Here is an 11,035-nt window from a genome sequence, read left to right as displayed (position 1 = left end):
TCAATCCCCTCGACTCCCTCCATTTCCCCAATTTCCCCGACCCCAGCCAACCAATCCCATCCCAGCTGAATGAACCAAAAGCAGGCGGAAATCCGTATTGCTCCCGTATCCCTCAAAGGATTGCAATCAAGTTAAACCATAGATAGACGGTTTCCTTACAATTCGCAGATTAAATTGATTTAGATTTAGCGAAATAGTTATCGTCTAAGTTGGTGTTATTAGGGGTCAATCATTTTTATTTAATTCACTGTCATTTGATTCGGTAATTAAGAGCCGTAAGGGAACTTTAGAAAAGCTCTGAGTTTCCTGCAAATGATGTTTTCTCTCGGTTGACCCAACCCCTCAAACTGCCCTCATCAATTGACTTATGACTTCCTGGCGCGATCGACTTAACCGAATGAGCGGTAAAACGCAAATCACCGTCTGTCGGATTTTTATCCATTTAGCGGGACGCGAAGTTGCGCCGCTGTTAGGCGTGTTAAATCAGGCTGCACAGGAGGCAATGGATTCAGAAGGCGAAATGGAGGTTTTGGGAGAAGGATTGGTGCAGATTTGCGAATCCCTCCTGCAATATGACACCTACTGGCAGTCGGCAGCGAACGAAGGCGATGTGTTTTGGGATGAAGGTGACGCAGACGACTATGTGACAGAGCTGTTTACGGATTCGGCACAGCGATATGGCACGGCAAGGGATAGCGAAACAGATACCGAAGAGGATGATTTGCTGATTCCTGTCACCGAAAATCTGGTGGTGATGCTGACTGTCGCTTATGAAGGATCCGCAGATGCTCTGGAGACGGATCTGGGCAACATGACTGCACTCCGAGCCGGATTGAAGACGCTGATTAACTTGCACTATGCTGGACGATTGAGGGCAATTCAGGTTCACTTCTCGCCTGCGCGTCTGGGCGATGAATTGACTGACGATCAACTGCTGCTTAACTTTCCAGAACTGGTGCCGCTATGAGTATTACCCTGCATTCATTTTTGAGGCGTATGCTTCGCAAATTTTTGATCGTTTCGATGACTTTCAGCCTTGCTTGGACTACGGCAGCCTGCACTGCTCCCTTTGATGCAACGGCAGATGCTCCGCAGCAAACCCAGACTTCTCCGCAAGCTTCTCCGCAAGCTTCTCCCCAGACCAATCTGTCTGACGGAGAGTACCCGGTGCAGCAAGCAACTTATGACGACAGTATTGGCGAATATTCCGTCATGCTGCTTAACACGCGTCCCGGTGAATCCTCGATTTACCGAAGCACCAATTTGCCCCTGGCACGACTAACCGATGAGCAAACTAAAGCAGGACAAAAAAGCTTTCTCAAGGTCGAGAATGGCAACCCTGCCCTGTATCTGAGCGAAGATTTTCGCATCGAGTACGTTCACAACGTGACAGAAACCCAGCCTAACCCGGAAACTGGGCAGTCCGAAGTGGTCGTGGTTCGTCAGGAATCTAGCTTCTGGACTCCTTTTGCAGGTGCATTAGCTGGACAGGCTCTCGGTAGTTTGCTGTTCCGTCCCACCTATTATTTCCCGCCCGTTTATCAGCCTGGAATTCCGTTAAGGGGCTATGGCGGCTACGGCAACAGTTACGGGGCGGCAATCAATCAGTATCAACGCCGCTATCAGGCTCCGCCGATCGAAGTTCGCAATCGTCAGGCACTTCGCACTACCGGACAGCTCAGAACCCCTTCGGTGACAGCTCCTGTTCGCGGGACTAGCCGCGCTAACGGATCGACAGGCGGCGGTTTTGGCTCTAGCAATCTGAGACGGGCAAATCGATCGACAGGTTCAGGCTATGGCTCTAGCAACCTCAGACGATCGAACCGAACCACAACGCCAACCTTCCAGCGACCCACCAACAGAAATCGAGGCTTTGGCACTAGCGGTCGCCGCTCCCGTGGATTTAGCGGTGGCGGTAGAAGACGCTAAAGAAACCGCTTGATTGACTGAATTCTGCTTAACCGAAAAGCCTGGGAAAGAAATAGATTTGCCTTTGTGCAGTCTAACTCTCCTGGGCTTTTTTATGAGTTCGTGAGTGAATGCAGCAGAAAAACTGAGACAGGCAGTACGATCGAAACGTTAGCGCAGTTAGCTCGCCCATGCCAGAAGGACCAGAAATCAAACGTGCGGCGGATCAGATTGCGAAGGCGATCGTCCCTTATCCCGTGACTGAGGTATTTTTTGCGTTTGAGCATCTCAAGCCCTACGAAGCAGTTTTGCGCGATCGACGCATTCTCTCGGTGTTGCCCAAGGGCAAGGCATTGCTGACCCGATTTGATAACGATCTAACGCTCTACAGCCACAATCAGCTTTATGGCATCTGGGTGATTCGCAGTGCTCATCAGTATCCCGAAACCAATCGGCAGTTGCGTTTAGCCATTCACAACGCGAAAAAATCCGCCCTGCTCTACAGCGCATCTGATATCGAAGTGCTCACGCCGGAAGGAGTCATGTACCACCCGTTTTTGACGCGCCTTGGTGTGGATGTTCTTGATCCCCATACCACCGTGGAACAGGTGATCGATCGCTTTAAAGACAAGCAATTCTCTCGCCGCAATCTGCCCGGACTGCTGCTGAACCAGGGTTTTCTCTGTGGTCTAGGTAACTACCTGCGAAGCGAAATTCTGTTTGTCGCCCGTGTGCCGCCCTCCTATCGCCCGATCGATTGCTCCCCAGCTCAACTTGCTGCCCTTGCTCAAGCCGCAATCGATCTGCCGCATCAATCCTACATTACCAAAGGCATCACGAACGATTTAGCGATTGTCCATCAGCTCAAAGCCGCAGGCAAAAAACGCTCTGAATATCGCCACTGGGTCTTTAACCGCGAAGGCAAACCCTGTTTTCGATGCGGGACGGCGATCGTGAAAGAAATGCTAGCGGGAAGAAGACTGTATTACTGCCCCAATTGTCAACAGCAGTGACGGAAAGCATCCCCAGTCAATTGGTTTTTCCGCTTGTGGTTGAGGACACCTAAGGACGCGCAAAAGACTGGTAAGGTACAAGATATCTAAATTCACTTTGTTAAAAGCAGAAAAGGAGCACACAAAACATGAATAAAGGGAGGTTAGAAGCATTCAGCGATGGTGTTATTGCCATCATTATTACCATCATGGTGCTGGAGTTAAAAATTCCACATGAGGCAAATCTGGCTGCGCTGCGTCCTTTAGTTCCGGTGTTCCTGAGCTATGTCCTGAGTTTTATCTATCTCGCAATCTACTGGAACAACCACCATCATTTACTACAGGCAGTTCGGCACATCAATGGCAAGACCTTGTGGGCAAATCTGCATCTGCTGTTCTGGTTGTCGCTCTTTCCTTTTGTCACAGGTTGGGCGGGCGAAAATCACTTTGCTGCCGTGCCGTCTGCTTTCTACGGCGGAGTACTTCTGCTTGCTGCGATCGCTTACTTCATCCTAACCCGCATTCTCATTGCTTCCCACGGCAAAGATTCTCCACTAGGAACTGCGATTGGAGAAGACTTCAAGGGCAAGGTATCGATCGTGACCTATGCTCTGGCGATTCCGCTTTCCTTCTTAAACTCATGGCTTGCCTGTCTGCTGTATGTTTTAGTTGCAGGGATGTGGCTTATTCCCGATCGCCGCATTGAGCGAGTTTTGACTCCCTGAGAGAAGTGCTTAATATTCAAACCTGAGATCTTGCTCGTCGGGCGATCGGTCGTTGCCGGGTTTCAGTATTGGGGGCAATTGTCATTAATCAAAGCGAGTCACGTTCTAAATAAAAGTTCGGCTGCTCAGCTACTATTCACTGGCAAAACTGAGAAAAAACGCAAGTCGGGGTAGCACCAGGAGGATACACCAGCAAAATGGCAATAATTTCCTAGACTGACAAAAATCGCTTGCTGTACTAGCTTGATTGTTCTATCAATTTGTAGGAATTTGGGGAAGGAATTATGTCAGATGTTAGTCGCCGTATTCCTGTCCCAATTGCCAGCGGCAGTGAGGATCAACTTTCTTGATAGGTCATTAGAACAATTGGGTAAATTGTAAGACAGTCGTAAGGACTCCCGATGAAATCTGGCTTACAAAGCGGTCAATTGACAAAATGGAAGGACGATCGAGGATTTGGCTTTATTCAACCTGTTGATGGGAGCCAAGAAGTTTTTGTGCATATTTCTGCGCTAAAAGACTCAACTCGTCGTCCAAAAGTAGGTGACACAATCTACTATCACGTTGTTACTGAAGATGGAAAAATTCGTGCCTGTAATGCTTTCATCGCAGGAGCAAGGCGCACGTCTCATTCCCGCTCCGCATCTTCAATTGGAAGGGCGACATCCAATGCTGGGAACAAATATCCTTTCCCTGTTTATCCTTTCCCTGTTTTAGAGACATTGCTGCTATCAAGTCTACCCGTCATTGGCTCACTCCATTTTGCGTGGTCAACCGCTATCCCCATCCCGCTTGCTCTTTATCCTGTCATGAGCCTAGTGACCTATGCCCTCTACGCCGATGATAAGTCGCGTGCGAAATGCGGAGACCGCAGAATTCCAGAGCGGACACTGCACCTGTGCGAACTGATGGGCGGCTGGTTGGGTGGCTTTATTGCCCAGCGTAGACTGCACCATAAGAATATTAAGCGTTCGTATCAGATCGTCTTTTGGGCGATCGTCGCACTCCATTTTGCGTTTTGGGTAGATTGGCTGTTTCTGAATAGAACACTAATCACAGCAATTTTTAACAGTTATTTTTAGCAGTTAATAGTTCATCTATCGATGTTCAAGAGGGGTTCATCGGAAGGCTTACCAGCAACAAATGCAGGGTATCTACCCTTTTCGGCGAAGCTATAATTCTCTCACGGGTTAGAGAGGTACAACTGGCTATGTCAAACCTTGAGCAAATTGAAGCAGCAATTCTTTCATTGCCATCCGCTGAGTTTGAGAAATTAAGGCTGTGGTTCCTTGATTTAGATTAAGACCGCTGGGATGAGCAAATAGAGCAAGACATTGAAGACGGCAAATTAGAGGCGTTTGCTCAGGAGGCGATCGGTCGTTGTCAGGTTTCAGTGCCTGGGGCGATTGTTACAGATCAAAGTTCTAAATAAAAGTTAGCAATCTATGCGCTGAGGCACCTTCAGGGTGAAAGAAACTGTCAACGAATCGGCGACAAGTGAGCCTTTTAACACTGGATTAGATTTAGTTTCTTAGGAACTTGCTCCATTGATCGCACTAACTATTCAGCCCTATAGGGCTTCACAAGAAGCTGCTATCAGTTAGATGACATCTAGCGCTATGTAATGCTACATAAAGCCTGTAAAATTTTCCTAGACCTATTAGGTTAGTTGAGTCCACCTTGACAATTTGCAGACCAATGGATGAAGTAGACCAATGGATGAAGTTGTCATCACTGAGTATGACCCAAACTGGGTGCTACTTTTTGAACAGGAATCTGCACGTATTCGGACGGTTGTAGATAGAGATCTCATCACTCGCATTGAGCATTTTGGCAGCACGGCAGTACCCGGGTTAGCTGCAAAACCCATTATTGATTTATTGGTAGGGGTACGCTCCCTTGCAGAAGCAAAGCAAGTTGCTGTCTCTCAGCTAGAACACTTGAGCTATGCTTACTGGTTCGATAATCCCGACCCTCAACGGATGTTTTTTGTGAAGGGTCTACCACCTAACAGTCCACGCACTCATCATATCCATATGGTTGAGCCAGACAGTGTACTGTGGGAGCGTTTGATATTTCGAGACTATCTTTGCAAGCATTCAGACGAAGCGGCACGGTATGCACAATTGAAGCGTCATCTTGCCCAACGCTTTTCGAGCGATCGAGAAGCATACACAGTGGGCAAAGCAGAGTACATAGAGTCTGTTATGCAAAAAGCTCGACAACAGCTAGCCAGCTAACGACCAAAATAAGCGGTGGCAAGTAACTTTAGCAACCCAATCAAGATCTCTCGCCTGTCCGCTTCATCACCTTGTTGGACGGCTTTACATATTCGGTCAAGGCATTGGCTTGAATATATCCTGTTAAGTTCAAAGCAAAGTTCTTTTGAAATTACTGAGAGCAAGCAGTTCTGCGGTACCAAAATAGAGGCAAAACATGACGTATGTGGAGAAGAGAAAGAACAAACCAAAATCAAAAGAGTGAGATTGTGCTGAATGCTGACTGCTATAGGACAGATAAGCCGTTTATGACTGATCCAGTCAGCACGCCTTCACGTTGGCATCAACTGATTGGCTTAGACGAATTACCGTTAGATCCTAATACAAGAGTGCAACTTGAAGTATGGTTAAACACGCTCAAAACTGTTTGTGGCAAGAAGAATCTATTAAGGTTTCCTACTCCTGAATCTTATGAAGCCTTTGACCGAGAAGGCATTGAACTGTGGAAGAAGGTACGTCAAGAATTAGCCTCTAACTATGACGTGTTCTACTACAGCACAAGATTAGCAGGATTGTTCAAACATCCTGATGCTCCTATGGTGAAAAGGATCAGGCTAGGAGCTGAGTATAGCTGTTGGGCAACTTGGTATGTTGATGATGTCGGATGTTTTGATCCGGTTAAGCTTCCTATTAGCCAAGAAACTCTTGAGCGATTAAACAAATGGCAAGATGTTTTTGATGACACGCTTGATCATGACTATCCACCTGATTCTCGCTTCCCTAGCGAAGAAGTAGCCAAAATATGGAGTCGAGAGGGTATTAGGCTTTGGGTGCAGTTGCAAAGAGAGCTAAGCGCAGAGTATGAGGTACTTAAGCGTATTTACCATCAGGAAAAAACACAACTTATGAAACTGGATGATTGGATCAATGCCTACAGAGAGCAGTACCAGCAAGATGATATCGATAATTCATCACAACGATTGCTGTGAGTCAATTTTTATCAAAATCTTGCCCCACAGCAGCCAACACTTCACGGCAGCGGACGGTTGAAAGCGGCTGGTATTGAGTTCAATGTTATCTGCCGCCGCTGCGTTTTGCCGTTAGGCAGCAAATATGCTACGTTCACTTCACCTCATCATGAACTAGAAGAACTTCGCTGGCGCAGAATGAATTCGGCGATCGTCAAATCAACCGGAGTTGTCACCTTCAAATTCGTTTCTTCGCCTTCGACAATTTGTACCGGAAGCCCGCACTGTTCAAACAATGCCGCATCGTCGGTAACTTCCCAGCCTCGGCGGATGCCTTCTTCGTGACAGCGCAGCAGATCTTCAACGACAAAGCCTTGTGGCGTTTGAGCTGCCCAGAGGTTGGCGCGATCGGGCGTTGATTCGATAATTTTGCTGGCAGAATTGACGACCTTGATCGTGTCTTTGACCGCGACAGCAGCAATCAAACCCTGACAGTCTTGCAGGGCATCTGCACAGCGATCGAATAATTCTGGGGTGGCAAGGCAGCGTGCACCATCGTGGATCAAGACGCGATCGGCAACGACAGGTAGTGCCTGTAAGCCACGATAAACTGACTCCTGGCGCGTTGAGCCGCCCTGGATGAAATGCACCACCTTCGACATTTCCAGGTCAGACACAATTTCTTTGAAGTCGTGCCAGTCGTCGGGTTGGCAGACGATGCCAATCCAGTGAATGTGGCTTGATTGTTTGGCGGCGATCAGGGTCCAGGCGATCAGGGGTTGACCCAGGAGCGGAAGCAAAAGCTTGTTTCGGCTGCTGCCCATGCGCCGACCCGATCCGGCTGCGGGAATGAGAAGATACACGGAAGTTGAGCGAGTAAGGAACTTGCTGTTACTTTACCGTGAATTGGTTCGTGATTTTGCACCTCTGGGGGTGGCGATCGTCAACCCTTGACCGAAAAAGGCTCTGGGTAGCGGCGATGAACTTTGTAGGTTAAACGGGTGATTTGATTTTCCCAGACGAGCTGGCTGATGATTACATCGGCGTGGGCAAGCCAGTTTTGATCGACGAGCGGAATGGGTACGTCGATCGGCAGAATGCGATAGCCCTGTTTGGTGGCGTGACGAAAACTGTCCGACTTCAGTGAACTGAGATCGAGTTCGTCGAGCTTGAGCTTGAGAATACTATTCACTTCACAGGGCATTCCCATTACGTCACCTCACTTTTGAAACACTTCTGTTTGAACACTGTCGAATGAATCAATGAATTAAGGATCAACCCCACTGGGCATGAATGATCATTTAGCGATCGGCTCCCACCGGAATTGATTTGGTGAGTCGAGCCTGCAATGAGGCCATCAAATCATTGTCATTGCGATGGGCTTCCCAGGAGCCAGAGTAGCGTCTGCCGATATTCCATTTGCCGCTCATCGTGTTGCCATCTTCGGAAAGCGTGCCCTGGTATTGAATCGGCTGCGGTGAGCTGGTGAGGTATTGTTTAGTGAACTGAATTCTGCGCCCCACCAAATCGCCCGTCACCTGCGCTTCTCCCAGCATTCCGTCGTCCAGAATGCGTCCCGAAAGAGTATTGCCGCCCTGCACAAAAGTTGCCTCAAAGCGAGTCGGGTTGCCATCTTGCCAATAGGTTCCCAGCCACGTTCCGGTGATGTCATTCATTGGGTTGCCATCCACTCAAGACATTGCTGCATCTGATGTTGCATTGTTTGTCGATCGGCATGGTAGCGACGACCATGACCAGGAAGCACCCATTCAAAGGAGTATTTTGCTAAATTTTGCATCGATTGCCTCAACTCTGTCCAGGAATACCAGCAGGCACGGCGAAAGGCGTACAAATGACCCAGTTCGCTCGACCAGGCAAGGTGGTCCCCGGTGAACAAAAAGCGATCGTCATACAGCAAAACGGTGTGTCCGCGCGTATGTCCGGGAACGGGGATAATCAGCAAATCGTCGGCTAACGCAAAAGGTTCGCTGCCGGAAAGCTGAATTTCAACGTCTTGCGTACCGCGGCTGATTTCTGCTTGATGCAAGATTCGATCGCAGCCAAAATGATCGTGAAACTTTTGATGATCGGCAACATCATCGCGATGAGTGAGATACAGATAACGAACCCCGCCCATTTTTTCAATCTGTTTCACTAACGGCGGCGCAAACCGGGGTGAATCCACCAGGATATTCCCCTCTGAACGTTGAATCAAATAGCTTGCTGCACCAAAAGAATTCTCGGCGTGATAGCCGCAGTGATAAACATTGTCAGCGATATGAATCGGAAAACTTGCCTGAATTTTCAGAACATCGGTTGGTTTTTCGACTGTGCCGATCGACGCTGTGGGACAGGACAATAACGCCTGCATTGCCTTCAAATGCTCTGCTTCACTAATAGGCTGATGATAGACGGCTGACTGGTCGCCGATATCGGCAAAGACTTCGGGAGCCATCCAGCGACAGGTATCGCAGTCAATACAGGTGCGATCGACGTAGAAGTTACCGCTGACATTTTCCGATCGTCGTTCAGTAAGATGTGCCATGATTTTAAGGAATCAAAGGAATTCCCGGTAAAAAGTCTGCACTGATCACCTGTTGCAGTGTGTAGCGCTTCAATTTCCGCGATCAGGTGAACGGCATCAAGCCGGTGACACTGCTGCGTTTTAAGCAGATTGACCTGCTCCTGCGTCCAGGCATAGAAATCGGCTTCGTAAAGCGATGTGGAGTCCATGGGTCACGGCTCGATCGCGGTTATAGCATGGGGCGTTACGGAATCAGGAGTAGAGGGCCAATTCTGCCACACCATGATTGCCTCCATGATAACGATCGCCGCTGAAACGATCGCACCCCGATCGCGCCTAGAGCAGCAACAGCACGCAACGACAACAGCCAACTACAGCGTATAGGTAAACCCTTCCACCAGCGCACCCGGAACCCACGTTCCGCCCACGTCGCGTCCGCCATAGGTTCCCACTTCCGGGATAAACTCCTGGGTGTCGGTGAGTGCCAGCAGGTTTTCGCCCCAGAAGCGATACAGGGTTTCGTCGAAGCGCAAATTTTCGATCGGCGCAATGATTTCACCGTTCTCGACCCAGAAGCAGGCGTAGCGAGTCATGCCCGTAATTCTGCCGCTCGGTCGATCGCTCCAGTTGAGGTAGTGCAGGTTGGACAAATAGAGCCCGGTGTTGAGGGCTTTGAGAATGTCAGACGATGCCAGGGTTCCAGGCGCGACCGAGGGCGATCTCAGTCCTTCGCCGCCGCTTGCGCCGTTTGCGGGTTTGCCAAATTCCTTGGCGGAACGAGAGCTAATCAGCGTATTCACCAGCTTGCCCGCCTGGATTAAGGGGAGATCGATCGGCGCAACTTCACCCCATTCGTTAAAGCGCGGTACCAGTCCCCGGCTGAAGTCTTCGCTGAGGTAAAACTGTTCAGAGAGCTGTTTTTCGCCCCTTTGCAGCACTCCCAGTGCACTGCCGCCTCGCTGAATTGCCGATTCGCTGACGCCGCCCCAGGACAACATACTCACCAGATCTGCCATTGCCGCCGGAGCCAGATAAGTGCGGTACTGTCCGCGAGCGATCGGTTTTGGAGGCTGAGAAAGACGATCGAGCTGCTGTTTGGACTCGACCAGCTTGGCAGTATAAGCCGCCTGATCCCACTGATTTCCGGCAAAGGTGCCTTTGACTGCCTGACCGTCTGCCGTGAACAGGGAATAGTCCAGCGCAAAGGAATCGGTGGCAAACCAGTGCTTTTGTCCGGCAGAGTCTGCATAGCCGCGAAAAATCGACCCACCGCTGTAAAGGCCTGTAAAGTCTAGCCCTGCCACATCCGGCAAAATCGCATCCACGATCGCCCCGGGTGGAAGCAGCTTCCCGGTCTGGACATCACAGCTAGTCGCGTCCCCTGTTGGAATCACCAGATAGGGGTCTTCAGGAAGCTGAGAGATCTCCTGCCGCAGGTCTTCCAGAGCATCTTTTACTCCATGCCAATCGGTTTCCCAATTTCCGGTAAAAGGAAACAATCGCGAAGTGGTGCGCTGGTCTTGCATTAGCGTTAGGGAAATCGAGCCATCTCGCACGTTGCCCGTTTGCCGAACTTTAGCGCGATTAAACCGGATGAACTGGCTCTGTTCGCCCATCAGCCTGAGCTTAAAGGATTCTTCGGATGACAGGAGCGATCGAAGCTGGGTAACGAGGCGATCGAAGGTAGATTCAAGGGGAG

13 protein-coding genes and 1 pseudogene are annotated in these 11,035 nt (G+C 49.6%); 7 read left to right on the top strand and 7 right to left on the bottom strand.

The window, feature by feature from the left end; all coding sequences use genetic code 11:
* Nucleotides 1-367: 367 nt before the first annotated feature.
* The 7 genes from H6F80_RS06320 (at nt 368) to H6F80_RS06290 (ending at nt 6,833) form a co-directional block, all read left to right on the top strand.
* Entirely contained in the window at nt 368-967 is a 600-nt protein-coding gene (locus tag H6F80_RS06320) for a DUF1517 domain-containing protein (protein ID WP_190790739.1), read from the top strand.
* A gap of 56 nt (nt 968-1,023) precedes the next feature.
* The gene (locus H6F80_RS06315; protein WP_242067193.1) at nt 1,024-1,929 is read left to right on the top strand and encodes a hypothetical protein; all 906 of its coding nucleotides are present in this window, start codon (nt 1,024-1,026) and stop codon (nt 1,927-1,929) included.
* A 170-nt stretch (nt 1,930-2,099) separates the two neighbouring features.
* Nucleotides 2,100-2,921 carry an endonuclease VIII gene (gene nei, locus H6F80_RS06310; protein WP_190790738.1) on the top strand — a complete coding sequence of 274 codons (822 nt, stop codon included), beginning with the start codon at nt 2,100-2,102 and terminating at the stop codon, nt 2,919-2,921.
* A 128-nt stretch (nt 2,922-3,049) separates the two neighbouring features.
* Nucleotides 3,050-3,625, top strand: coding sequence for a TMEM175 family protein (locus H6F80_RS06305; RefSeq protein WP_190790737.1), 576 nt, complete (start codon nt 3,050-3,052; stop codon nt 3,623-3,625).
* A gap of 401 nt (nt 3,626-4,026) precedes the next feature.
* Nucleotides 4,027-4,707, top strand: coding sequence for a DUF1294 domain-containing protein (locus H6F80_RS30290; RefSeq protein WP_190790736.1), 681 nt, complete (start codon nt 4,027-4,029; stop codon nt 4,705-4,707).
* A gap of 633 nt (nt 4,708-5,340) precedes the next feature.
* A complete protein-coding gene (locus tag H6F80_RS06295; RefSeq protein ID WP_190790735.1) occupies nt 5,341-5,865 on the top strand; it encodes a GrpB family protein in 525 nt (174 codons plus the stop codon).
* A gap of 287 nt (nt 5,866-6,152) precedes the next feature.
* Nucleotides 6,153-6,833, top strand: coding sequence for an immunity protein CdiI family protein (locus H6F80_RS06290; protein WP_190790734.1), 681 nt, complete (start codon nt 6,153-6,155; stop codon nt 6,831-6,833).
* A 146-nt stretch (nt 6,834-6,979) separates the two neighbouring features.
* Here the strand turns inward: H6F80_RS06290 and ispD are convergent, their stop codons facing one another.
* The 7 genes and pseudogenes from ispD to H6F80_RS06255 all read right to left on the bottom strand — a co-directional run.
* Nucleotides 6,980-7,675, bottom strand: coding sequence for a 2-C-methyl-D-erythritol 4-phosphate cytidylyltransferase (gene ispD, locus H6F80_RS06285; RefSeq protein WP_190790733.1), 696 nt, complete (start codon nt 7,673-7,675; stop codon nt 6,980-6,982).
* 80 nt (nt 7,676-7,755) lie between these two features.
* A complete protein-coding gene (locus H6F80_RS06280; RefSeq protein ID WP_190790732.1) occupies nt 7,756-8,022 on the bottom strand; it encodes a DUF2584 family protein in 267 nt (88 codons plus the stop codon).
* A gap of 91 nt (nt 8,023-8,113) precedes the next feature.
* A complete protein-coding gene (locus tag H6F80_RS06275; protein WP_190790731.1) occupies nt 8,114-8,488 on the bottom strand; it encodes a hypothetical protein in 375 nt (124 codons plus the stop codon).
* Nucleotides 8,485-9,357 carry an MBL fold metallo-hydrolase gene (locus H6F80_RS06270; RefSeq protein ID WP_190790730.1) on the bottom strand — a complete coding sequence of 291 codons (873 nt, stop codon included), beginning with the start codon at nt 9,355-9,357 and terminating at the stop codon, nt 8,485-8,487. Before H6F80_RS06270 ends, H6F80_RS06275 begins: the two co-directional genes overlap by 4 nt.
* Nucleotides 9,358-9,416: 59 nt before the next feature.
* Nucleotides 9,417-9,545, bottom strand: a pseudogene (locus H6F80_RS30285) (DUF29 family protein); the annotation flags it as partial.
* A gap of 3 nt (nt 9,546-9,548) precedes the next feature.
* Nucleotides 9,549-9,707: a hypothetical protein gene (locus H6F80_RS06260; RefSeq protein WP_190790729.1), complete on the bottom strand. Its 159-nt coding sequence runs from the start codon at nt 9,705-9,707 to the stop codon at nt 9,549-9,551.
* Nucleotides 9,708-11,035 (bottom strand): TldD/PmbA family protein (locus H6F80_RS06255; RefSeq protein WP_242067192.1); only part of this gene is annotated, 1,328 nt, incomplete at its 5' end. It abuts the gene before it with no gap.

Origin of the sequence: Leptolyngbya sp. FACHB-711, assembly GCF_014695615.1 — a bacterium.
Taxonomy (GTDB): domain Bacteria; phylum Cyanobacteriota; class Cyanobacteriia; order Elainellales; family Elainellaceae; genus Leptolyngbya_A.
The sequence above is the reverse complement of the archived record's forward strand: the minus strand, read 5'-3'. Positions and strand labels throughout refer to the sequence as shown.